Annotated in this window: 18 protein-coding genes; 13 read left to right on the top strand and 5 right to left on the bottom strand. The window is 63.2% G+C overall.

The window, feature by feature from the left end; genetic code table 11:
- Nucleotides 1–591: 591 nt before the first annotated feature.
- Nucleotides 592–1,506, bottom strand: coding sequence for a LysR family transcriptional regulator (locus tag BLV20_RS06515; RefSeq protein WP_092298639.1), 915 nt, complete (start codon nt 1,504–1,506; stop codon nt 592–594).
- 140 nt (nt 1,507–1,646) lie between these two features.
- Between BLV20_RS06515 and BLV20_RS06510 the strand changes: the two genes are divergently transcribed.
- The 4 genes from BLV20_RS06510 (at nt 1,647) to BLV20_RS06495 (ending at nt 5,369) form a co-directional block, all read left to right on the top strand.
- Nucleotides 1,647–2,933 carry an MFS transporter gene (locus BLV20_RS06510; protein WP_092298636.1) on the top strand — a complete coding sequence of 429 codons (1,287 nt, stop codon included), beginning with the start codon at nt 1,647–1,649 and terminating at the stop codon, nt 2,931–2,933.
- 68 nt (nt 2,934–3,001) lie between these two features.
- Entirely contained in the window at nt 3,002–3,751 is a 750-nt protein-coding gene (locus tag BLV20_RS06505) for a 5-oxoprolinase subunit PxpA (RefSeq protein ID WP_092298633.1), read from the top strand.
- Nucleotides 3,748–4,455, top strand: coding sequence for a 5-oxoprolinase subunit B family protein (locus BLV20_RS06500; RefSeq protein WP_092298631.1), 708 nt, complete (start codon nt 3,748–3,750; stop codon nt 4,453–4,455). Before BLV20_RS06505 ends, BLV20_RS06500 begins: the two co-directional genes overlap by 4 nt.
- A complete protein-coding gene (locus BLV20_RS06495; protein ID WP_092298628.1) occupies nt 4,452–5,369 on the top strand; it encodes a 5-oxoprolinase subunit C family protein in 918 nt (305 codons plus the stop codon). The genes BLV20_RS06500 and BLV20_RS06495 overlap by 4 nt, the downstream gene beginning before the upstream one ends.
- A 98-nt stretch (nt 5,370–5,467) precedes the next feature.
- Here the strand turns inward: BLV20_RS06495 and BLV20_RS06490 are convergent, their stop codons facing one another.
- From BLV20_RS06490 to BLV20_RS06480, 3 genes are all read right to left on the bottom strand, one after another.
- Entirely contained in the window at nt 5,468–6,646 is a 1,179-nt protein-coding gene (locus tag BLV20_RS06490; RefSeq protein ID WP_092298625.1) for a vWA domain-containing protein, read from the bottom strand.
- 163 nt (nt 6,647–6,809) lie between these two features.
- Entirely contained in the window at nt 6,810–7,655 is an 846-nt protein-coding gene (locus BLV20_RS06485; protein ID WP_023968198.1) for an AAA family ATPase, read from the bottom strand.
- A gap of 147 nt (nt 7,656–7,802) precedes the next feature.
- On the bottom strand, nt 7,803–8,879 hold the full coding sequence (locus BLV20_RS06480) for a DUF748 domain-containing protein (RefSeq protein ID WP_092298622.1): 1,077 nt from the start codon (nt 8,877–8,879) through the stop codon (nt 7,803–7,805).
- Between the two features lie 134 nt (nt 8,880–9,013).
- Between BLV20_RS06480 and cysK the strand changes: the two genes are divergently transcribed.
- The 4 genes from cysK (at nt 9,014) to BLV20_RS06460 (ending at nt 12,972) form a co-directional block, all read left to right on the top strand.
- Nucleotides 9,014–9,988 (top strand): cysteine synthase A, encoded by a 975-nt coding sequence (gene cysK / locus BLV20_RS06475; protein WP_092298619.1) that lies wholly within the window; start codon nt 9,014–9,016, stop codon nt 9,986–9,988.
- 229 nt (nt 9,989–10,217) lie between these two features.
- Nucleotides 10,218–11,156 (top strand): aspartyl/asparaginyl beta-hydroxylase domain-containing protein, encoded by a 939-nt coding sequence (locus BLV20_RS06470; RefSeq protein ID WP_092298616.1) that lies wholly within the window; start codon nt 10,218–10,220, stop codon nt 11,154–11,156.
- 344 nt (nt 11,157–11,500) lie between these two features.
- Nucleotides 11,501–12,364, top strand: a complete 864-nt coding sequence (locus tag BLV20_RS06465; RefSeq protein WP_092298613.1) for a DMT family transporter — start codon at nt 11,501–11,503, stop codon at nt 12,362–12,364.
- A gap of 221 nt (nt 12,365–12,585) precedes the next feature.
- The gene (locus BLV20_RS06460; protein ID WP_092298610.1) at nt 12,586–12,972 is read left to right on the top strand and encodes a hypothetical protein; all 387 of its coding nucleotides are present in this window, start codon (nt 12,586–12,588) and stop codon (nt 12,970–12,972) included.
- 27 nt (nt 12,973–12,999) lie between these two features.
- Here BLV20_RS06460 and BLV20_RS06455 read toward each other — a convergent pair whose 3' ends face one another.
- Entirely contained in the window at nt 13,000–13,893 is an 894-nt protein-coding gene (locus BLV20_RS06455; protein ID WP_092298607.1) for a DMT family transporter, read from the bottom strand.
- Between the two features lie 199 nt (nt 13,894–14,092).
- Here BLV20_RS06455 and aceK point away from each other — a divergent pair, with 199 nt between their 5' ends.
- The 5 genes from aceK to BLV20_RS06430 all read left to right on the top strand — a co-directional run bounded on the left by aceK (nt 14,093) and on the right by BLV20_RS06430 (nt 22,322).
- Nucleotides 14,093–15,814, top strand: coding sequence for a bifunctional isocitrate dehydrogenase kinase/phosphatase (gene aceK / locus BLV20_RS06450; RefSeq protein WP_092298604.1), 1,722 nt, complete (start codon nt 14,093–14,095; stop codon nt 15,812–15,814).
- 222 nt (nt 15,815–16,036) lie between these two features.
- The gene (gene hrpA / locus BLV20_RS06445; protein WP_092298601.1) at nt 16,037–19,948 is read left to right on the top strand and encodes an ATP-dependent RNA helicase HrpA; all 3,912 of its coding nucleotides are present in this window, start codon (nt 16,037–16,039) and stop codon (nt 19,946–19,948) included.
- 335 nt (nt 19,949–20,283) lie between these two features.
- Nucleotides 20,284–21,405 carry a beta-ketoacyl-ACP synthase III gene (locus BLV20_RS06440; protein WP_092298598.1) on the top strand — a complete coding sequence of 374 codons (1,122 nt, stop codon included), beginning with the start codon at nt 20,284–20,286 and terminating at the stop codon, nt 21,403–21,405.
- A 66-nt stretch (nt 21,406–21,471) separates the two neighbouring features.
- The gene (locus tag BLV20_RS06435) at nt 21,472–22,086 is read left to right on the top strand and encodes an RNA polymerase sigma factor (protein ID WP_092298594.1); all 615 of its coding nucleotides are present in this window, start codon (nt 21,472–21,474) and stop codon (nt 22,084–22,086) included.
- The gene (locus tag BLV20_RS06430; protein ID WP_092298591.1) at nt 22,080–22,322 is read left to right on the top strand and encodes an anti-sigma factor family protein; all 243 of its coding nucleotides are present in this window, start codon (nt 22,080–22,082) and stop codon (nt 22,320–22,322) included. Before BLV20_RS06435 ends, BLV20_RS06430 begins: the two co-directional genes overlap by 7 nt.
- Nucleotides 22,323–22,457: the final 135 nt, after the last annotated feature.

The raw sequence follows: 22,457 nt of genomic DNA, 5'->3' as shown, positions 1-22,457 counted from the left end.
GCAGCCGTCGTAAACCGGCCGACGCGTTTTTCCAGGCAGATTGCGGAGGCAGGTTGTGCGGCAACTGCGTTGCCGTTCCGCAGCCTCGCAGGCTCGGCAGCGGCTACACGGACACCGCGATCCCTGTAGCCGCTGCCGCAGGCTGCGATCGACAGAGCAGCCGTCGTAAACCGGCCGACGCGTTTTTCCAGGCAGATTGCGGAGGCAGGTTGTGCGGCAACTGCGTTGCCGTTCCGCAGCCTCGCAGGCTCGGCAGCGGCTACACGGACACCGCGATCCCTGTAGCCGCTGCCGCAGGCTGCGATCGACGGCGCAGCCGTCGTGAACCGGCCGACGCGTTTTTCCAGGCAGATCGCGGATGCAGGTTGTGCGGCAACTGCGTTGTCGTTCGCAGCCTCGCAGGCTCGGCAGCGGCTGTACGGACGCCGCGATCCCTGTAGCCGCTGCCGCAGGCTGCGATCGACGGCGCAGCCGTCGTAAACCAGCCGACGCGTTTTTCCAGGCAGATCGCGGATGCAGGTTGTGCGGCAACTGCGTTGCCGTTCGCAGCCTCGCAGGCTCGGCAGCGGCTACAAAGGCCTTCACGGCAAGTCAGCCCGCCAGGACGATGTAGTTTTCGCCCACTTTCTGCGCATAACGCTCCAGCACCTGCTGGCACAGCACCACCACTTCGTCCACCAGGTCGACGCCCACCCGCCACGACACCACTACCTGCAGGTTCGGCGGGCGCTGGTCGATGGCCAGCAGGGTCAGTTCGCCGCGCGCCAATTCTTCGCTGACCAGCACCGGCGGCAAGGCGCCGATGCCGAAGCCATCGCGCAGCAGGCGGGTGATGGCCGACACCGAATTCACGCAATTGAGGCGTGGCGCGCTGACGCCGTTGGCCTGCATCAGGCTCAGCACTTCCTGGTGCGGCAGGGAGTTTTTCGAGTAGGTGATGATGCGCTCCCGGGCCAGCTCGGCCAGGTTGGCGTACTCGCGGTTGTAGATCGAGTTGCTGGCGACTATCCAGCCCATGGGGTGGCTGGCCAGTTCCAGGCTGCGAATGGATTCCTGGCGCAGCAGGTCGGTTTGCAGGACCAGGTCGAGAAAGCCTTTTTGCAGCTGATCGCAGAGATTCAGCGAGGTGTCGGCCACCAGCTCGATTTCCACCTGGGGATAGCTGTCCATCATCCGCGCCACCAGGGGGCTGAGCCAGGTGTGGATCACTGTGTCCATGACACCGATGCGAATCCGCCCGACCTTGCTCGAACGGGTCTCGATCGACTGCTTGAGCGCCTGCATGGTGTCCATCATCTGCTCGGCATAGTCGAGCACCTTGAGGCCTTCCGGGGTCAGGCTCACGCCGCGAGAGTCGCGCAGGAACAGCTTCACCCCCAGTTCGCCCTCAAGCACGGCGATGCGGCTGGAGATCGATGCCTGGGTGGTGAAGAGTTTGTCGGCGGTCAGGCGAAAGCTTTTCAGGCGCGCCACCCAGACAAAGGTTTCGAGAAACTTGAGGTTCATGCGATCAACTTTTCTTATGTCTGGAGGCGGTTTTTATTAGTTGGACGGGGCAGGGCGCGGGCGCCAAAAATCGCTGCGTCTCACGATAAGCGTCGTCGGGGCCCAGAACAATACCAATAAAACCAAGGTGGAGATTTGCCATGAGTGCGCCCGACACGCTCGCCGCCAGCAAGGCCAAAGGCCGCGCCGGCCCCTTCGACTGGTACCGCGACATCAACCAGCAGGAACGCCGCACGTTCTGGAGCTGCAAGGCCGGTTACGGCCTGGATGGCATGGACACCCAGATGCTCAGCTTCGTCATCCCGACCCTGATTGCGCTGTGGGGCATCAGCTCCGCCGAGGCCGGCCTGATCCACACCAGCACCTTGCTGGCTTCCGCCCTGGGCGGCTGGATCGCCGGCATCCTGTCCGATCGCATCGGCCGGGTGCGCACCCTGCAACTGACCGTGCTCTGGTTCGCCTTCTTCACCTTCCTCTGTGGCCTGGCGCAGAACTACGAGCAACTGCTGATCGCCCGGACCCTGATGGGCTTCGGTTTCGGTGGCGAGTGGACCGCCGGCGCGGTGTTGATCGGCGAAGTGATCCGCGCGGAAAACCGCGGCAAGGCAGTGGGCATGGTGCAGTCCGGCTGGGCCCTGGGCTGGGGCATCACGGCACTGCTCTATGCGCTGATGTATTCCCTGCTGCCGCCGGAAGACGCCTGGCGCGCCTTGTTCCTGCTGGGCATCCTGCCGGCGATCTTCGTGATTTTCGTCCGCCGCCTGGTCAAGGACCCTGAGGTCTACCGGCAAACTCGGGCCCGGGAAGTACCCGACAACCCCTCGCGCTTCTACGAGATTTTCGCCCCCGGCATTCTCAGCACCACCCTGCGCGCGTCGCTGCTTGCGGCCGGCGCCCAGGGCGGCTACTACGCCATCACGTTCTGGCTGCCAACCTTCCTCAAGACCGAGCGCGGCTTGAGCGTGCTGAGCACCGGCGGCTACCTGGCGATGGTGATCTTCGGCTCCTATGTGGGTTATGTGATCAGCGCCTATCTGACCGACATTCTCGGGCGCAAGAAGAACTTCGTCCTGTTCGCCGCCGGCTCGTTCACCATCGTCCTGCTGTACACGCAAATGCCGGTGAGCAACGCGGTGATGCTGTGGCTGGGCTTTCCCCTCGGCTTTTTCGCTTCGGGGATCTTCAGCGGCATGGGCGCCTTCCTGACGGAGCTGTTCCCCACGCGGATCCGCGGTTCGGGCCAGGGCTTCTGCTACAACAGCGGCCGGGCGCTGGCGGCCCTGTTCCCGCTGCTGATCGGCATGCTCAGCCAGCACATTGCCCTGGGCGCGGCCATCGGCACCTTCGCCGCCGTGTCCTACGGCATCGTGGTGCTGGCGGCCCTGAGCCTGCCGGAAACCCGTGGCAAGCAACTCGAAGCGCGCTAACTGATAATCTGTGGGCATCCCGCGCGATCCCCGCAGCCAACATGACAAACGCTACAGGAGCACCGACCGTGAGCCGCCTGTTATTGAATTGCGACATCGGCGAAAGCTTTGGCAACTGGACCATGGGCCTGGATGCCGAGGTGATGCCGTTCATCGATTGCGCCAACATCGCCTGCGGTTTCCACGCCGGCGACCCGAGCATCATGCGCAAGACCGTCAGCCTGGCGCTGGCCAATGGCGTGCGCATCGGCGCGCATCCGGCGTACCAGGACCTGGCCGGTTTCGGCCGCCGCTCCATGGCCTACGGCGCCCAGGAATTGCAAGACCTGCTGCATTACCAGATCGGCGCCCTCGACGGCATCTGCCGGGCCCAGGGTGCTCGGGTGAGCTACGTCAAACCCCATGGCGCCATGTACAACGACATGATGGCCAACCCGGCGCAGCTGCGCGCGGTGATCCAGGCCGTGGCGGCCTACGACAAGACGCTGCCGCTGATGCTGATGGCCACCCGCGACAACAGCGCGGCCCAGGCGCTGGGCGACGAGTTCGGCGTGACCCTGTGGTTCGAAGCCTTCGCCGACCGCGCCTACGACAACGCCGGTCACCTGGTTTCGCGGCAACTGCCGGGGGCGGTGCATCACGACCCGGAAAAGATCATCGCCCAGGCGTTGACCATCGCCCGCGGCGACGCGCTGCTGGCCAGCGACGGCAGCGCCTTGCACCTGCGAGCCAATACCCTGTGCGTGCACGGCGACAACGCCAGTTCGGTGGCCGCCGTGCAGCGTATCCGCGCGGCCCTTCAGCAGTTGCCAGCATGAAAATACGCCTTGAAGTGGTGGCCATCGACTGCTTGATGGTGCGCCTGTTCGATGCCATCGCCGAGAGCAACATGCCGTGGATGCTCGCGGCCAGCGAACGCCTGCGGGAGGCTTTTGGCGAGCGATTGATCGATCTGGTGCCGTCCTACACCACGCTGATGGTGCATTACGAGCTGACGGCTCTGAGCCCGTCCCAGGCTCGGGAATTGATCGATGTGGCCCTCACCGGCCTGACCCCCGATTCGCGTACTGGCGGCCAGCGCCATGTGCTGCCGGTGTGGTACGACCTCAGCGTCGGCCCGGAGCTGAGCCTGTTGTCGCGGCGCAGCGGCCTGTCGGTGAACGAGGTGATCCGTTGCCACAGCGAGCGTGAATACCAGGTGTTCGCCCTGGGCTTCGCCCCCGGTTTCGCCTTTATGGGGCTGGTGGACGAAGTGCTGGCCGCGCCGCGCCTGGACACGCCGCGCAAGCGCGTGGCGACGGGCAGCGTCGGCATTGCCGAGCGGCAGACCGCGGCTTATCCGGTGGTCTCGCCGGGGGGCTGGAACCTGATCGGGCGCACGCCGAGCCGCTTGTTCGATCGCGAGCGCGATGGCTACAGCCTGATGCGGCCGGGCGACAGCGTGCGTTTCGCCGCGGTCGACCGCGCCGAGTTCATTCGCCTGGGCGGGGACGACACGCCACTGCTGGAGGCACGGGCATGAGCCGCCTGACGATCGAAGCCAGCACGCCCCTGTGCCTGCTGCAGGACGCCGGGCGCTTTGGCGTGCGGCACCTGGGCGTGACCCAGGGCGGTGCCCTGGACTGGGTGTCGATGTCCTGGGCCAACTGGCTGCTGGGCAATGCCCTGGATGCGCCGGTGCTCGAAATCACCCTGGGCGGTTTCAGTGTGGTTGCCGAGGAGCTGTGCCTGCTGGCGCTGGCGGGCGCCGACCTGGGGGCCTGTATCGACGAACGTCCGCTCGGCCCGGGGCGCAGTTTTATCCTGCAAAAAGGCCAGCGGCTGCGTTTCACCCAGCCCATCTCGGGGGCGCGGGCCTACCTGGCGGCGCCCGGCGGCTTCAACGCGCCGAAGGTGCTGGGCAGTTGCGCCAGCGTGGCCCGCGAGGAACTGGGCGGGCTCGACGGTTTCGGCCGGCCGCTGGCCGCGGGCGCGAGGCTGGAGTATTCGGGGGCGGGGAGCAACCTCAAGGTGCTGTCGGGCAAGCAATTGCCGGACCTGCAATCGAAGGCGCCGCTGGAGGTGATTCTTGGCGCGCAGATCGGCCAGTTCAGCGGCCAGAGCCTGTTTGATGCCTTCAACAGCACCTGGACCCTGGACAGCCGCGCCGACCGCATGGGCATGCGCCTGCTGGGGCCGCAGTTGCGCTATCAGGGCGCGCCGATGATTTCCGAAGGCATTCCCCTGGGCGCGATCCAGGTGCCCCCGGACGGCCAGCCGATTGTCTTGCTCAACGACCGGCAGACCATTGGCGGCTATCCACGCCTGGGGGCCTTGACGCCCTTGGCTCTGGCGCGGCTGGCGCAATGCCTGCCAGGCAGCGAGGTGCGCCTGGCGCCGGTGGTGCAGGAGACGGCGTATCGGCAGCAGATCGAGTTTCTGCAACGGTTCGTGTAAGGCGTCAAAAGCATCGCGGGCAAGCCCCGCTCCTACAGGTTGGCGCGAACCTGTAGGAGCGGGGCTTGCCCGCGAAACGCCAGATTGGCCAGCGCCAATCATTTCGAGAGAAAGCGCATCCCTTCTTCCAGGCCGCGCAAGGTCAGCGGGTACATCTGGTCTTCGATCAACTCGCGCACGATGTTGGTCGAGGCGGTGTAGCCCCAGGTGTCTTTCGGGTAGGGGTTGATCCAGATGAGCTTCTTGTACTTCTCCATGAAGCGCTGCATCCACACGTAGCCGGCTTCTTCGTTCCAGTGCTCGACGCTGCCGCCGGCCTGGGTGATTTCGTAGGGCGCCATGGCGGCGTCGCCGACGAAGATCACTTTGTAGTCGGCGCCGTACTTGTGCAGCACGTCCTGGGTCGAGGTGCGTTCCGAGCCGCGGCGCAGGTTGTTCTTCCACACCGATTCATAGATGAAATTGTGGAAGTAGAAGTACTCCAGGTGCTTGAACTCGGTCTTGCAGGCGGAGAACAGCTCCTCGCAGATCTTCACGTGGGCATCCATCGAACCGCCGATATCGAACAGCAACAGCAGCTTGATGCTGTTGCGCCGTTCCGGGCGCATCTGAATGTTCAGCAGGCCGGCGTCGCGGGCGGTGTGGTCGATGGTGCCATCGATATCCAGCTCGTCCGCCGCGCCCTGGCGGGCGAACTTGCGCAGGCGGCGCAGGGCCACCTTGATGTTGCGGGTGCCCAGTTCCACCTGGTCGTCGAGGTTCTTGTACTCGCGCTGGTCCCAGACTTTCACCGCCTTGCCCTGGCGCTTGCCGGCATCGCCGACGCGAATGCCTTCCGGGTTGAAGCCGCCGGAGCCGAAGGGGCTGGTGCCGCCGGTGCCGATCCACTTGTTGCCGCCGGCGTGGCGTTCCTTCTGTTCTTCCAGGCGTTTCTTGAACTCTTCGATCAGCTTGTCCAGGCCGCCGAGGGACTGGATCTGCGCCCGTTCCTCGTCGCTCAGCGAGCGCTCGAACTCCTTGCGCAGCCAGTCCTCGGGAATCAGCGCCTGCAAGTGGTCGTCGAGTTTTTCAAGGCCGTTGAAGTAGGCGCTGAAGGCGCGGTCGAACTTGTCGAAGTGCCGTTCGTCCTTCACCAGGATCGCCCGGGACAGGTAATAGAACTCGTCCATGTCGGCGAAGGTCACGCGCTGCTTGAGCGCATTGATCAGGTCGAGCAACTCGCGCACCGACACCGGGACCTTGGCCGCGCGCATTTCATTGAACAGGTTGAGCAGCATGACAATGCCCTCCAATAATCTTTGGGTCTGTTCAGAAGCTCGCCGAGCGGCGATCAGGCAAGGCAAAAACAGGCGAGGAAGCGGAGTTTAGGGGCCTAAATGAGCATTCCGAGCCTGTTTTTAACGCAGCATGATCGACGCGCAGGCAGCTTCTGGGCAGAGCCTAGCGGGTGCCACGACGGCTCATGAACGCCAGGCGCTCGAGCAGCTGTACGTCCTGCTCGTTCTTCACCAAAGCACCGGCCAGCGGCGGGATGGCCTTGGTCGGATCGCGTTCGCGCAGCACCGCCTCGCCGATGTTGTCGGCCATCAGCAGCTTGAGCCAGTCCACCAGTTCGGAGGTGGAAGGCTTTTTCTTCAGGCCCGGCACCTTGCGCACGTCGAAGAACACGTCCAGCGCTTCGCTGACCAGGTCTTTCTTGATGTCCGGGTAATGCACGTCGACGATTTTCTGCAGCGTGGTGCGGTCGGGGAAGGCGATGTAATGGAAGAAGCAGCGGCGCAGGAAGGCGTCCGGCAGCTCTTTCTCGTTGTTGGAGGTAATGATGATGATCGGTCGCTGCTTGGCCTTGATGGTCTCGTCGATTTCGTAGACGTAGAACTCCATCTTGTCGAGTTCCTGCAACAGGTCGTTGGGGAACTCGATGTCGGCCTTGTCGATTTCGTCGATCAGCAGGATCACCCGCTCCTCGGATTCGAAGGCCTCCCACAGCTTGCCCTTTTTCAGGTAGTTGCGGATCTCGTGCACCTTGTCCACGCCCAGTTGCGAGTCGCGCAGGCGGCTCACCGCGTCGTACTCGTACAGGCCCTGGTGGGCCTTGGTGGTGGATTTGATGTGCCAGGTGATCAACTTGGCACCGAAGGACTCGGCCAGTTGCTCGGCGAGCATGGTCTTGCCAGTGCCCGGTTCGCCCTTGACCAGCAGCGGCCGCTCCAGGGTGATGGCAGCGTTGACTGCCAGCTTCAGGTCATCGGTGGCGACGTACGCGCTGGTGCCTTCGAACTTCATCTGCAATTCCTCGGACGGTAACGCCAACCCGCATCGAGCAGGCCGGAAGAATAAAAAAACGATGGCCGACTATAACGCGCCGTCCTGCCGACTGTGAACGCAGACGCCCCATTCAGTCTCTGAATGGGGCGTCACATGCTGACTCGGTCAGTCAGTGGATGGCGCGGGTCTTTCATAGCGGGCGCTGAAGGCTTCGATGAAGCCATTGCGCAAAATCTGTAAAAAAGCCTCGAACGCGCTGACATTACGCTTATGTACGCTGCCTCTGAGTTCGACGCGGGTGGCGAACTGGTTTTTCCGCTGGTTCTTCAGCACGTTTTCGCTGCTGCCCACCAGGGCTTCCCAGATCGAACGGAATATCCCCTTGTCCTTGTCCTCGACATCCTGCTGCCAATTGAACACGTCGACATTGCGCAGCAGCGGCTTGATATAGCCGGAAAGCTGGCCCTTGTTGGCTTCGGCCTCGATCACCACGTCGCCGTGGCCGGCATTGAAGTCGAACTTGCCGTAGGCGGCGGCGAAGTCATTCATGCGCTTGAGTTCGATATCCCGCACGCGCAGGCGGAATTCGAAGTCCTGGAAGTCGCTCAGCGGGTCGAAGGTGGCGGTGGTTTCCAGGGGCGCGTGGCCCAGCAGCAGGGCCTTGCCGTCCAGGCGAGCGTCGCGCTTGCCTTCGGTGTCGACGACGTTGGTCAGGTTGTAGGCGCTGACGTTGACCTGGGTGGCGCTCATGTTCACCGGCGGTTTGGAGTTGAAGTTGCGAAAGGTGATCTTGCCGTCATTGACCCGGACTTCGTTGAGGGTAATGGGCAGCAATTTGCTCAGTTGCGCCCGCCAGTCGGTGCCTTCACCGGTCTGCGAGGCCCGTTTGTTGGCGCCGCCGTCGACGAAATTGATCTCCGGCTCGTCAAATTGCACTTCGGCCACCACCGCGTGGTCGTACCACAGCGAGCGCCAGTTCACCGAGAGGTCGATCAGCGGTGCATTGACGAACGGTACCGGCACCTTGCCATCGACCTTGACGATCTTCAGGCCGTTGATCCGGTAGGCGCCGCGCCACAGGGCCAAATCGACATCGGTGACCTGGCCGCTGTAGTCGCCCATGTCGACAAGCTTTTCGTTGAGGTAGTCGCGCACCAGGTAGGGCAGGGCGATGTGCAGGGCGACCAGCAGCACCAGCACCCCGGCAAGGGTCCACAGCAGCCAACCGTAGCGACGTTTCATGAGCGTGAGCCTCCCGCTGTATGCCGTATAAGCGATTGACTCTGCGGTATCGCAGTCGTTCGTCCCGACTGGACGCTCATGGGAGCGAGGCATACCCTTAAAGACTTCCTTCCACGCTGTTCAGGGATCCAGCCATGAGTCGTATTTTCGCTGACAACGCCCACTCCATCGGCAATACGCCGCTGGTGCAGATCAACCGCATCGCGCCACGTGGCGTCACCATCCTGGCCAAGATCGAAGGGCGCAACCCGGGTTATTCGGTGAAATGCCGGATCGGCGCGAACATGATCTGGGACGCCGAAAGCAGCGGCAAACTCAAGCCGGGCATGACCATCATCGAGCCGACTTCGGGTAACACCGGCATCGGCCTGGCATTCGTCGCCGCGGCCCGGGGCTACAAATTGCTGCTGACCATGCCGGCGTCCATGAGCATCGAGCGGCGCAAGGTGCTCAAGGCCCTGGGCGCCGAGCTGGTGCTGACCGAACCGGCCAAGGGCATGAAAGGGGCAATCGAGAAGGCCGCGCAAATTCTCGCCAGCGACCCTGACAAGTACTTCATGCCCCAGCAGTTCGATAACCCGGCCAACCCGGCGATCCACGAAAAGACCACCGGCCCGGAAATCTGGAACGACACCGATGGCGCCGTGGACGTGCTGGTGGCTGGCGTCGGCACCGGCGGCACCATTACCGGGGTTTCCCGCTACATCAAGAAAACCCAGGGCAAACCGATCCTCTCGGTGGCCGTGGAACCGAGCGCTTCGCCGGTGATTACCCAGAAACTGGCCGGTGAGGAGCTCAAGCCCAGCCCGCACAAGATCCAGGGGATCGGCGCCGGCTTCGTGCCGAGCAACCTTGACCTGTCGATGGTCGACCGGGTCGAGCTGGTGAGCGACGAGGAGTCCAAGGCCATGGCCCTGCGCCTGATGCAGGAGGAGGGGATTCTGTGCGGTATCTCCTGTGGCGCGGCGATGGCGGTGGCGGTACGCCTGGCGGAAACCCCCGAAATGCAAGGCAAGACTATCGTGGTGGTGCTGCCGGATTCGGGTGAGCGTTATCTGTCGAGCATGTTGTTCAGCGACCTGTTTACCGAACAGGAAAACCAGCAATAAACGCGGTGGCGGGGGAGCTCGCTCCCTCGCCACCTTGCTTGCTGGTCTGTGTGTTTTGCGTCAGCTGCCGTTCAGCTGGCGTGTGCTAATTAGGCGCTTTGTTGCACAACCGTAAACACTGCTTGTCAGGTTGTGCAGGTTTTTCCAGGGATCAGGAATGTTTATCATGGCTTACTGCCATGCCGGATGGACGCTGCCTCGCCGGTGATTTTTTCAAGGAGTTGTTTGCATGAGCCTATCGTTTGCCGCCAAGTTCGCGGTGCTGCTGCTATTTGTCGGCAGCATTCTCTACGTACATCTACGCGGCAAGGCGCGGCTTCCAATGTTGCGCCAGTTCGTCAATCATTCAGCGCTGTTCGCCCCTTATAACGCCCTGATGTATCTGTTTTCCGGGGTGCCTTCCAAGCCTTACCTGGACCGCAGCAAATTCCCCGAGCTGGACGTGCTCAAGGACAACTGGGAAGCCATCCGCGACGAAGCCATGCACCTGTTCGACGAGGGTTACATCCGCGCCGCCGAGAAGAACAACGACGCCGGTTTCGGTTCGTTCTTCAAGAAGGGCTGGAAGCGTTTCTACCTCAAGTGGTACGACAAGCCGCTGCCCTCGGCCGACCTGTTGTGCCCCAGGACCGTTGAGCTGGTCAGCCGCATTCCCAACGTCAAGGGCGCGATGTTCGCCCTGCTGCCAGGCGGCAGCCACCTGAACCCGCACCGCGATCCGTTCGCCGGTTCGCTGCGTTATCACCTGGGCCTGTCCACGCCGAATTCCGACGCCTGCCGGATTTTCGTCGACGGCCAGGTCTACGCCTGGCGCGATGGCGAAGACGTGATGTTCGACGAAACCTATGTGCACTGGGTGAAGAACGAAACCGACAAGACCCGGGTCATTCTGTTCTGCGACGTCGAGCGTCCGTTGAGCAACCCGCTGATGGCCCGCGTCAACCGCTGGATCAGCACCTGGCTGGGGCGTGCCACCGCGCCGCAGAACCTCGACGACGAGCGCGTCGGCGGAATCAACCAGGCCTATGCCTGGAGCAAGCGTTTCAGCGACCGCATCAGTGGCGCGGTCAAGCAGTGGAAGCGCCGCAACCCCAAGCTGTACCGCGTCATGCGCCCGGTGCTGGCGGTAATCGTCCTGACCGCCCTGGGTTACTGGCTGTTCGGATAAAGCGTTGCAATGAATATCGGGCGCTGGTTATAGTCGGCGCCCGGTGCATCAGAAGATTCACCTTCCTCTTCAGAAAGATCAGCACATGCCTCATTCCCTCATCAACGCGGTAGTCGATTCAGCGGTCAACGCTGGCGTCGTGCCGTGCGGGAAACAGCAGCCTGCGCAGATCGGTCATTACCCCCCACCTGTCAGTAGCACGCCGGTGTACGCCGTCGTATCGCCGCCGGGCGTTGTCGTACGGGGCTGATCAGCCATCGCTGCTGTTCCCGTGCCCGCCGGAAAACACTACTGAATTTCAGCCTCGGCTGAATTGGCTATTTGCCTGATTACAGGTGGTATTCATGTTGCTCATATCGAAAAAGTCCGCGCTTGCGGCGGCTTCCACGAGCCTGTTCGTCCTGCTCTGGAGCAGTGGCGCGATCTTCTCCAAATGGGGGCTGGCCCATGCCTCGCCCTTTGCCTTCCTGTTGTTCCGTTTCGTCATCGCCCTGTGCGGGCTGGCGCTGCTGGTCCCGCTGTTCAAGCTGCGTTTGCCGCGCGGGCGCAAGCCGATGCTGTACGCCGTGGCGACCGGGCTGGTGTTGCTGGGGGCGTACCAGATCTTCTACCTGCTGGCCCTGGACCTGAAGGTCACCCCCGGAATGATGGCCACCATCATGGGGGTGCAACCGATTCTCACCGTGGCGATCATGGAGCGTCAGCGTTCCTGGAGCCGGATCTCCGGCCTGGCGCTGGGCCTGGCCGGGCTGGTCATGGTGGTCTATCAGGGCATCGGCCTGGCCGGCATGTCGCTGGCCGGGATGCTCTTCGGCCTGCTAGCCCTGCTGAGCATGACCCTGGGCTCGATCATGCAGAAACGCATCAGCGAGAATCCGCTGGGCACCCTGCCGGTGCAGTACCTGGCCGGGCTGCTGTTGTGCGCGCTGTTCGTGCCGTTCCAGCCGTTTCACTTCGAGTACAGCGTCGGCTTTATCGTCCCGGCGCTGTGGATGGGGCTGGTGGTCTCGGTGCTGGCGACCTTGCTGCTGTACCGGCTGATCGCCCGCGGCAACCTGGTGAATGTCACCAGCCTGTTCTACCTGGTGCCGGCGGTGACGGCCGTGATGGACTACCTGTTCTTCGGTAACCGGCTGGCACCGCTGAGCGTGCTCGGCATGCTGTTGATTATCGTCGGGCTGGTGTTTGTGTTCCGCAAAAGCGCCTGATTCATATCGGCGCCGGGCGCAGCTTTCGATTGGAGGGCTGCGCCTTTTTTTGGCCTGGAAGATTCAGCCTGGGGCTGGCGCGTCGATAAACGGATAGAGAGCTGATCCAACCAAAGCGCGATCGCCAATACCGTATTTTTATCCTATTTGGAATAGGAAAAACCTTAAAGATTGGTTCTAAACTGACGACATACTCTTCAGGCCCAATGGAGAAAGTCAGAATGAAAACCCAGCTGGTTTTGGCAGGTGTCGGCATGTTCTTGGGCTTGAGCGGAGTCTGTTCTGCAGCCCCTCAAGGAGTTCAGGGAACGATCTATTTTCACGGCAGTATCGTCGAGGAACCTTGCACGCCAAGCTCGACTGGCAATGGCGCAGCGGCGTTGCACCTCAATCAATGCCCGCAGTTTTCCCGCGGTAACGACATTCGGGTGCAGGGTATCGGCCCGTCGAGCACGGTGACGGCTATCGGCCAGTCGCCAGTCAACGTCAAGCTGGTCACCGACAGCGGCAAGGCCGGGCGTTACTACGACCAGCAATACGCGCTGGTCGATGGCGCCGGCAAACCCGTCACGTCGGGAACCTATCTGATTACCCTGACGTCGCCCTGAGCCACGCGGCGCTGGGCGGGCAAGCCCTCAGGCTTGCCTCAACGCCGTCGGTTTCAACACCAGCCACAAGGCCGCGGCGATCAGCATGCCGCCATACAGGTGAGCCATGGACAGCGGCTCGTCCAGCAGCAACGCGCCCCACAGCACACCGAACGGCGGGATCATGAAGGTCACGGTCATGGACTTGACCGGGCCGATCGAGCTCAGCAGGCGGAAATACAGAATGTAGGCAAACGCCGTGCAGGCCAGCCCCAGGCCCAGCAACGACAGCCAGACACTCCAGTCGCCCCAGCTGGCGGGCGGTTGGCTGATGGCGCTGTAGGCGAACACGGGCAGCAGGAACAGGCTGGCGCCGAGCATGCTGCCCAGGGCCGAGAGGCGACTGTCGAGGCCGCCGGCCTGGTCCAGCCAGCGTCGCGCGAGAAAGCCGGCAAAACCGTAGCAAGTGGTGGCAAGCAGGCAGGCCAGCGCCCCCAGCAGCAGTTCCAGGTCGAACGCCATGGGGCCGGCGCGGGTCAGGATGCCCACGCCGAACAGGCCCAGGCTGACCCCGGCGATTTTTGCCGGGGTCAGTCTTTCATGGAAGAACAGCCCGCCGATCAGCACGCCCATCAATGGCGTGGTGGCATTGAAGATCGCCGAATAGCCGGCCGGCAGCACCAGGGCCGCCACGGAATACATGGTGGCGGGGATGCCGGAGTTGATTACCCCGAGCAGCAGCACGGTCTTGAACTTGCCCTGGAAATCCCAGCTGATGCGCATCAGCGCAAGGATCACCAGCAGGCCGGTGGCGGCGATGGAGACGCGAAAGAATGCGGTGGGAATGCTGCCGATCACCGGCGCGATGATGCGCATGAACAGAAAACTTGCACCCCAGATCGCGGCCAGGGACAACAAACGCAGGGTATCGACAAGTCTCACGGTGCAACTCCTTTTATGGACCGTTCAACAGCCCTTTTTTCAGCAGGTCGAGAGTGTTGCCGAGAGACGGGGCGCGGGCAATCGCTATCTTGCGCTGGAATTGGCGGCCAGCGTTGCCATCCGCGAAAAATTGCACTTCTCCTGCACCTGCTTCACTGGCTAAGCTCAGGCTTTTCCGAATTCCCGCAGAGGTCTCACTATGCCGCAGAAATGGCCCGCCGCCGAAATCGCTCGAACGATCCTCGATGGCTTCGACGATTACCGCGAGCATTTTCGCCAGATCACCGACGGTGCCCGGGCGCGCTTCGAGCAGGCGCAATGGCAGGAAGCACAGGCGGCTTCGGCGGCACGGATCAACCTGTACGAGGAAAAGGTCGGCGAGACCGTGCAGCGGCTGCGCACCACCTTCGATCCGGAAACCCTGCTCGACGTCAATCAGTGGCCGCTGGTGAAAAGCGCCTATATCAGCCTGATCGACCTGCGCTTCGACGATGAGCTGTCCGAGACCTGGTACAACTCGGCCTTTTGCGGCCTGTTCAGCCACGACCTGATCAGCGATGGCTGCATGTTCATCCACACCACGCGGCCGAGCCTGCGCCGCGCCCGGGCCGCGCAGACCCGCACCTACCGGCCGCAAGGGCACCTGTCGACGATGCTCGAACAGATCTTCATCGACTACAGCTTCAGCGAGCCCTATGCCGACCTGCCTGGCGACCTGCGGCGCCTGGAGGCGCAACTGCGGGAAAACCTGCCGGACTGGGTGTGCAAGGACCCGGAGCTGGCGGTGGAGCTGTTTTCCTCGGTGCTGTACCGCAACAAGGGCGCCTACCTGGTGGGGCGCATCTTTACCCATGACGAGCAATGGCCGCTGGTAATCCCGCTGCTGCACCGCGAAGGGCGGGGCATCCAGATCGATGCGCTGATCACCGACGAAGCCGACGTGTCGATCATCTTTTCCTTCACCCGTTCCTATTTCATGGTCGACGTGCCGGTGCCGGCGGAGTTCATCGGCTTCCTCAAGCGCATCCTGCCGGGCAAGCACATCGCCGAGCTGTACACCTCCATCGGTTTCTACAAGCACGGCAAGTCCGAGTTCTACCGGGCGCTGATCAACCACCTGGCCAATACCGACGACCAGTTCATCATGGCTCCGGGCGTGCGCGGCATGGTCATGAGCGTGTTCACCCTGCCGGGCTTCAACACCGTGTTCAAGATCATCAAGGACCGTTTCTCGCCGTCGAAAAACGTCGACCGCGCCACGGTGATCGAGAAATACCGCCTGGTAAAAAGCGTCGACCGGGTAGGGCGCATGGCCGATACCCAGGAGTTCGCCGACTTCCGTTTTCCCCTGGGCAAGTTCGACCCCGCGTGTCTGGCGGAGCTGCTGGAAGTGGCGCCGTCCACGGTGTCGGTGGAAGGCGACACGGTGCTGATCCGCCACTGCTGGACCGAGCGGCGCATGACCCCGCTCAACCTCTACCTGGACAACGCCAACCCGGCCCAGGTGCGCGAGGCGCTGGAGGACTACGGCCTGGCGATCAAGCAACTGGCCGCGGCCAATATTTTCCCTGGCGACATGCTGCTGAAAAACTTCGGCGTCACCCGCCATGGCCGGGTGGTGTTCTACGACTACGATGAGATCTGCTTCCTCACCGAGGCCAACTTCCGCCATATCCCGGCACCGCGCACCCCCGAGGACGAAATGGCCTCCGAACCCTGGTATTCCATCGGCCCGCTGGACGTGTTCCCCGAGGAGTTCCCGCCGTTCCTGTTCGCCGACGCCGGGCAGCGCAAGCTGTTCGACCAGTTGCACGGCGAGTTGTACAACGCCGATTACTGGAAGGGCCTGCAAGAGGCGATTCGCGCCGGCAAGGTGATCGACGTGTTCCCATACCGGCGCAAGGACCGCGACAACGAATAGCCCTGCACCGCGCGCCCCTGTAGCCGCGGGCAAAGCCTGCGTCTGAGGACTAAGTCCTGGCAAAACGGGTGCTCGCGGTACATCAGCAATCCTCGGCAAGCAGGTTTTATGTCTGCTTTGCGGCCGAACCCAGGCTACGCCAGCGGCCGCAAGGATCTCGTTCGCTCGTTAAATCTGCGACAATCCGCCCCCTGCATAAATAAGACGACCCTTGCGTACCCGATGACTGACGAATCGCCTGCAATCGACCAACTGCTGAAAAACCTCGACCACGCCATGCTTGCCGACCGCCACCGGTTGCGCCGGCAGCTGCTTGAGCTGCGCAAGAAGCCCGACCAGGCCAAGCTTGCGCAGTGGGTCGAGCGCATGCAGGCGTCCTGCGCCCAGGTGCTGACGCGGCGCGCCAGCGTGCCGTCGATTCGCTACGACGACAGCCTGCCGATCGCCGCCAAGCGCGACGAAATCAAGGTCGCGCTGCAAAAGCACCAGGTGCTGATCATCGCCGGCGAAACCGGCTCGGGTAAGACTACCCAGCTGCCGAAGATCTGCCTGGAAATCGGTCGCGGCCAGCACGGCCTGATCGGCCACACCCAGCCTCGGCGGATCGCCGCGCGCAGCGTCGCCAGCCGGGTCGCCGAGGAACTGGCGACGCCCCTGGGTGCCCTGGTGGGTTATCAGGTGCGCTTCGAGGACCAGAGCGACTCGAACACCCTGATCAAGCTGATGACCGACGGCATCCTGCTGGCGGAGACCCAGAACGACCGCTACCTGGAACGCTACGACACGATCATCGTCGACGAAGCCCACGAACGCAGCCTCAACATCGACTTCCTGCTGGGCTACCTGAAGACCCTGCTGCCACGGCGCCCGGACCTCAAGGTCATCATTACCTCGGCGACCATCGACCTGGAGCGCTTCTCCAAGCATTTCGACGACGCGCCGATCGTCGAGGTGTCCGGGCGCACCTTCCCGGTGGAAACCTGGTACCGGCCGCTGACCCTGGAGCAGGACGAAGAGGGCAACCGGGTCGAGGACGACCTGACGGTGGACCAGGCGATCCTCGCTACCCTCGATGAAATCGCCGCCCATGAGCGCAGCGAACGCCGCAGCCCCGGCGACGTGCTGGTGTTCCTGCCGGGCGAGCGGGAAATTCGCGATGCCGCCGAAATGCTGCGCAAGGCCCAGCTCAAGCACACCGAGATCCTGCCGCTGTACGCGCGCCTGTCGCCGGCCGAGCAGCAGCGGATTTTCCAGTCGCATCCGGGCCGCCGGGTAGTGCTGGCGACCAACGTCGCCGAGACCTCGCTGACCGTGCCGGGCATCCGCTACGTGATCGACAGCGGCACCGCGCGCATCAGCCGCTACAGCTACCGGGCCAAGGTCCAGCGCCTGCCCATCGAGGCGATTTCCCAGGCCAGCGCCAACCAGCGTAAAGGTCGCTGCGGCCGGGTCGAACCGGGGATTTGCGTGCGCTTGTACAGCGAGGAGGATTTCCTAGCGCGTCCGGAATTTACCGACCCGGAGATCCTGCGCACCAACCTCGCCGCCGTGATCTTGCAGATGCTTCATCTGCGTCTCGGCGAAATCACTGCGTTCCCTTTTATCGAACCGCCGGATGGCAAGGCCATCAGCGACGGTTTCAACCTGCTGCAAGAGCTCTCGGCGGTGGACCGCAACAGCCAGCTGACGCCGCTGGGGCGCCAACTCGCACGCTTGCCGGTGGACCCGCGCATGGGCCGCATGCTGCTGGAGGCGGCGAAACTCGGCAGCCTGCAGGAAGTGCTGATCGTCGCCAGCGCCATGTCGATCCAGGACCCGCGCGAGCGGCCGCCGGAGCGCCAGCAGGCGGCCGACCAGGCCCACGCGCAATGGAAGGACGCCGACTCGGATTTCGCCGGGCTGGTCAATCTGTGGCGCGGTTTCGAAGAGCAGCGCCAGGCGCTGGGCTCGAACCCATTGCGCAACTGGTGCCGCAAGAATTTCCTCAATTACCTGCGCCTGCGCGAATGGCGGGATTCCCATCGCCAGCTGAGCCTGATCTGCCGCGACATGCAATTGAGCCTGAACAAAGAACCGGCCGATTACCCGAAACTGCACAAGGCGGTGCTGGTTGGCCTGCTGAGCCAGATCGGCCAGAAGACCGAGGAGGGCGACTACCTCGGTGCCCGCCAGCGACGCTTCTGGATTCACCCTTCGTCGGGGATCGGCAAGAAGCGCCCGCAATGGCTGATGACCGCCGAACTGGTGGAAACCACCAAGCTCTACGCGCGCATGGTGGCCAAGATCGACGCCGACTGGATCGAGCCGCTGGCCGGGCACCTGATCAAGAAAAACCACTTCGAACCGCACTGGGAGAAGAAGCGCGGGCAGGTGGTGGCCTACGAGCAGATCACCCTGTTCGGCCTGATCGTGGTCGGCCGTCGTCCGGTGCATTACGGCCCGGTGGACCCGGTGGTATCGCGCGAGCTGTTTATCCGCGAAGGCCTGGTGCGTGGCGAAATCCAGTCCAAAGCCAAATGCCTGAGCGCCAATACGCGGCTGCTCGAGCAGCTCGACGAGCTGGAAGCCAAGGCCCGGCGCCGCGACATCCTGGCCGACGAAGAGACCCTGTTCGCCTTCTACGACGCGCGCCTGCCGGCGGAGATCCACCAGACCGCGACCTTCGACAGCTGGTACCGGGTCAACAGCCAGAAAGACCCGCAACTGCTGATCATGCGCGAGGAAGATGTGCTGGCCCGCGAGGCCAGCGAAGTCACCGCCATGCAGTACCCGGACACCCTGCAGATCGGCGACCTGGAACTGGCCCTGAGTTACCACTTCGAGCCCAACCACCCCCGGGACGGCGTGACCCTGCGTGTGCCGGCGCCGCTGCTGCCGGCCTTGCCCACCGAGCGCCTGGAATGGCTGGTGCCGGGGCTGGTGGAAGCCAAGTGCATCGCCCTGGTGCGCAACCTGCCCAAGGCGCTGCGCAAGAACTTCGTGCCGGTGCCGGACTTCGTCAAGGCGGCCCTGGCACGTATCGATTTCGCCCAGGGCTCGCTGCCCCAGGCCCTGGGCCGCGAACTGCTGCGCATGACCGGCGCGCGGGTCAGCGACGAGGCCTGGGCCGAGTCGGCACAACAGGTGGAAAGCCACCTGCGGATGAACCTGGAAATTGTCGACGCCCAGGGCAAGTTCCTCGGCGAAGGCCGTGACCTGGCCGAGCTGACCGCGCGTTTCGCCGAAGCCAGCCAGGCCGCCCTGGCCGTGCCGCAAACCGCGAAAAGCCAGCAGCCGGTGGAGGCCAAGGTATTCGCCGCGGTGGCGGAAAAAACCCAGCAGAAGATCGCCGGGCTGTCGATGACGGTGTATCCGGCGCTGGTAGAAGAAGGTGGAACCGTCAAGGAGGGGCGTTTCTCCACCCCGGCCGAGGCCGAGTTCCAGCATCGCCGCGCCTTGCAGCGCCTGTTGCTGCAACAGCTGGCCGAGCCGGCCAAGTTCCTGCGCAACAAGCTGCCGGGGCTGACCGAGCTGGGCCTGCTGTATCGCGAGCTGGGGCGCGTCGATGCGCTGGTGGAAGACATTCTGCTGGCCAGCCTCGACAGTTGCGTGCTGGACGGCGAGGACAGCCTGCCGCGCGATGGCGCCGGCCTGGCCTCGCTGGCCGAGCGCAAGCGCGGCAGCTGGACCGAGCACGCCGAGCGCCTGGCGCGCCTGACCCTGGAAATCCTCAAGCTCTGGCACGGCCTGCAAAAGCGCTTCAAAGGCAAGATCGACCTGGCGCAGGCGGTGGCGCTGAACGATATCAAGTCGCAGCTCGGCCACCTGGTGTACCCGGGTTTTGTCCGCGAAACCCCGGCGCAGTGGCTCAAGGAACTGCCGCGTTACCTCAAGGCCGTCGAGCTGCGCTTCGAGAAACTCGGCAGCCAGGTGCAGAAGGATCGGGTCTGGAGTACCGAACTGGCCGGCCTGTGGAGCCAGTACCAGGCGCGTGCCAGCAAACATGCCCAGGAAGGCAAGCGCGACCCGCAGCTGGAGCTGTACCGCTGGTGGCTGGAGGAATACCGGGTGTCGCTGTTCGCCCAGCAATTGGGCACCAAGGTGCCGATTTCCGACAAGCGCCTGAACAAGCAGTGGAGCCAGGTGGAAGCCTGACGCGCTGTAGCCGCTGCCGCAGGCTGCGATAAGGTCCGAAGGACCTTCCCGCGATCTCTGGGAGCACGCCCCCTTCGAGGTCGATCGCAGCCTGCGGCAGCGGCGACAAGGGAGCGGCGATGTTGCGTCGGCTACGCTTGCCGATGGGGCCAAACGCCAGCGTTTATGGCAAACTTCGCCGTTATAAATGCCGGCCCCGCGGTTTTGAGCCTTCGCCGCCCGGGCAAAGCGGAATCAAGCGATATCAGGTCCGATTCCGCCCGTCGGGATAGACCATTTACGGTTTGGTACGACGGTACCAATACCTTCTGCCTGAACAGAATAGAGGAACGACCGTGCATAACGTCGTCATCAGCGGCACTGGCCTGTACACCCCGGCCAACAGCATTTCCAACGAAGAGCTGGTGCAGTCTTTCAATACTTACGTGCATCAGTTCAACGCCGACAACGCGCAAGCGATCGAGCGTGGCGACGTTCAGGCCCTGACCGAATCCAGCGCGGCCTTCATCGAAAAAGCCTCTGGCATCAAAAGCCGCTTTGTCATGGACAAGGACGGCATCCTCGACCCGCAACGCATGGCCCCGCGCTTGCCCGAGCGTTCCAACGACGAATGGTCGGTACTCTGCCAGATGGCCATCGGCGCTGCCGAACAGGCCCTGCAACGCGCCGGCAAGACCGCCGCCGACATCGACGGGGTGATCGTCGCCTGTTCCAACCTGCAACGCGCCTACCCGGCCATCGCCATCGAAGTCCAGGAAGCCCTGGGCATCGAAGGTTTCGGCTTCGACATGAACGTCGCCTGCTCCTCGGCCACCTTCGGCATCCAGGCCGCCTGCAACAGCGTGCAACTGGGCCAGGCTCGGGCGATCCTGATGGTCAACCCGGAAGTCTGCACCGGCCACCTGAACTTCCGTGACCGCGACAGCCACTTCATCTTCGGCGACGCGGCTACCGCGGTGATCATCGAGCGGGCCGACCTGGCCACCTCGCCGTACCAGTTCGACATCATCAGCACCAAGCTGCTGACCAAGTTCTCCAACAACATCCGCAACAACTTCGGCTTCCTCAACCGCGCCGCGGAAGAGGGCATCGGCGCGCCAGACAAACTCTTCGTGCAGGAAGGCCGCAAGGTGTTCCGCGACGTCTGCCCGATGGTGGCGGAACTGATCGCCGAGCACCTGCAGGAAAACCAGCTGAACGTCAGCGACGTGAAGCGTTTCTGGCTGCACCAGGCCAACCTCAGCATGAACCACCTGATCGTCAAGAAGCTGCTGGGCCGCGAGGCCACCGAGGAAGAAGCGCCGGTGATTCTCGACACCTACGCCAACACCAGTTCGGCCGGTTCGGTGATTGCATTCCACAAGCATCAGGACGACCTGACCAGCGGCGCGCTGGCGGTACTCAGCTCGTTCGGCGCCGGTTATTCGATTGGCAGTGTGCTTCTGCGCAAGCGTTGACAGTCTTATGGATCGCGGCCGCTGAATTCGGCGGTTGCGATTCCGGATTCCGATTACGAGGCATGAATGTCCGCAGCTGACGACACGCAACTGCTAGAACGCCTGCTGGCCGGCGAACAAAAGGCCTACAAGGAACTGGTGAGCACCTACCAGAGCGCCATGCGCGCGGTAGCCTACGCCATTGTCGGGCAGCGCCATGCCGACGAAGTGGTGCAGGATGCCTGGCTGTCGGTGGTGCGCAACCTGGCCGGTTTTCAGGGGCGTTCCAGCCTCAAGACCTGGTTGCTGACCATCACCGCCAACTCGGCGAAAAACCGCTATAAACAGAACCGCCGGGAAGTCCTCCTGGACGACTTGCCTTCACCCCACGGCAGTATCGGCGATGAGCGTTTCTCCTCCACTGACGGTCACTGGCTGGTGGCCCCGTTCGCCTGGCATGCCGATACCCCGGAAGCCCTGCTGACCGAGGCCGAATTGCGCGAGTGCCTGGAACATACCTTGCTCAGCCTGTCGCAACTGCAAGGCAGCGTGTTGACCCTGCGTGAGCGCCAGGGCCTGGAATTGGAGGAGATCTGTAATCTTCTGGACATTTCCCTCTCCAATGTCCGGGTGCTGCTGCACCGGGCGCGACTGAAGATTTTTGCCACGGTGGAGCACTTCGAGGAGACCGGCCAATGCTGACCTGCAAGGAACAAGTGGCACGCTCCAGCGACTATCTCGATGGTCAGCTGAGCTTTCGCCAGCGCCTGATCCAGCGCCATCACCTGTTGTTCTGTCCCAATTGCCGGCGTTTCCTGCGGCAGATGCGGCTGATGCAAGCCACCTTGCGCAAGATGCCGGAACCGCCGTTGCCACCGGTCACCGACATCGACGCCCTGGCCGAACGCCTGGCCGCCGAGCGCAAGAGCAACGCCTGACTCACCCGACAATCCTCCCGTAGCCGCTGAAGCCTCAAGGTCCTCACGAGCGCGACCGCTTCGCGCTCGATCGCAGGCTTCGCCAGCGGCTACACCAACGCCTGCAAGGCGTACGAATTCCTGTAGCCGCTGCCG

Origin of the sequence: Pseudomonas sp. NFIX28, assembly GCF_900107395.1 — a bacterium.
Classification (GTDB): Bacteria; Pseudomonadota; Gammaproteobacteria; order Pseudomonadales; family Pseudomonadaceae; genus Aquipseudomonas.
This window is presented reverse-complemented; position numbering and strand designations above follow the sequence as displayed.

What these genes read in the sequence shown, in the direction of transcription:
- BLV20_RS06430 (WP_092298591.1), top strand. Translation starts at nt 22,080, where the DNA reads ATGCTGACCTGCAAGGAACAAGTGGCACGCTCCAGCGACTATCTCGAT.
- BLV20_RS06490 (WP_092298625.1), bottom strand. Translation starts at nt 6,646, where the DNA reads ATGCTGCTCAACCTGTTCAATGAAATGCGCGCGGCCAAGGTCCCGGTG.
- BLV20_RS06480 (WP_092298622.1), bottom strand. Translation starts at nt 8,879, where the DNA reads ATGAAACGTCGCTACGGTTGGCTGCTGTGGACCCTTGCCGGGGTGCTG.
- BLV20_RS06435 (WP_092298594.1), top strand. Translation starts at nt 21,472, where the DNA reads ATGTCCGCAGCTGACGACACGCAACTGCTAGAACGCCTGCTGGCCGGC.
- BLV20_RS06495 (WP_092298628.1), top strand. Translation starts at nt 4,452, where the DNA reads ATGAGCCGCCTGACGATCGAAGCCAGCACGCCCCTGTGCCTGCTGCAG.
- BLV20_RS06470 (WP_092298616.1), top strand. Translation starts at nt 10,218, where the DNA reads ATGAGCCTATCGTTTGCCGCCAAGTTCGCGGTGCTGCTGCTATTTGTC.
- BLV20_RS06485 (WP_023968198.1), bottom strand. Translation starts at nt 7,655, where the DNA reads ATGAAGTTCGAAGGCACCAGCGCGTACGTCGCCACCGATGACCTGAAG.
- BLV20_RS06515 (WP_092298639.1), bottom strand. Translation starts at nt 1,506, where the DNA reads ATGAACCTCAAGTTTCTCGAAACCTTTGTCTGGGTGGCGCGCCTGAAA.
- BLV20_RS06500 (WP_092298631.1), top strand. Translation starts at nt 3,748, where the DNA reads ATGAAAATACGCCTTGAAGTGGTGGCCATCGACTGCTTGATGGTGCGC.
- BLV20_RS06510 (WP_092298636.1), top strand. Translation starts at nt 1,647, where the DNA reads ATGAGTGCGCCCGACACGCTCGCCGCCAGCAAGGCCAAAGGCCGCGCC.
- BLV20_RS06460 (WP_092298610.1), top strand. Translation starts at nt 12,586, where the DNA reads ATGAAAACCCAGCTGGTTTTGGCAGGTGTCGGCATGTTCTTGGGCTTG.
- hrpA (WP_092298601.1), top strand. Translation starts at nt 16,037, where the DNA reads ATGACTGACGAATCGCCTGCAATCGACCAACTGCTGAAAAACCTCGAC.
- BLV20_RS06465 (WP_092298613.1), top strand. Translation starts at nt 11,501, where the DNA reads ATGTTGCTCATATCGAAAAAGTCCGCGCTTGCGGCGGCTTCCACGAGC.
- aceK (WP_092298604.1), top strand. Translation starts at nt 14,093, where the DNA reads ATGCCGCAGAAATGGCCCGCCGCCGAAATCGCTCGAACGATCCTCGAT.
- cysK (WP_092298619.1), top strand. Translation starts at nt 9,014, where the DNA reads ATGAGTCGTATTTTCGCTGACAACGCCCACTCCATCGGCAATACGCCG.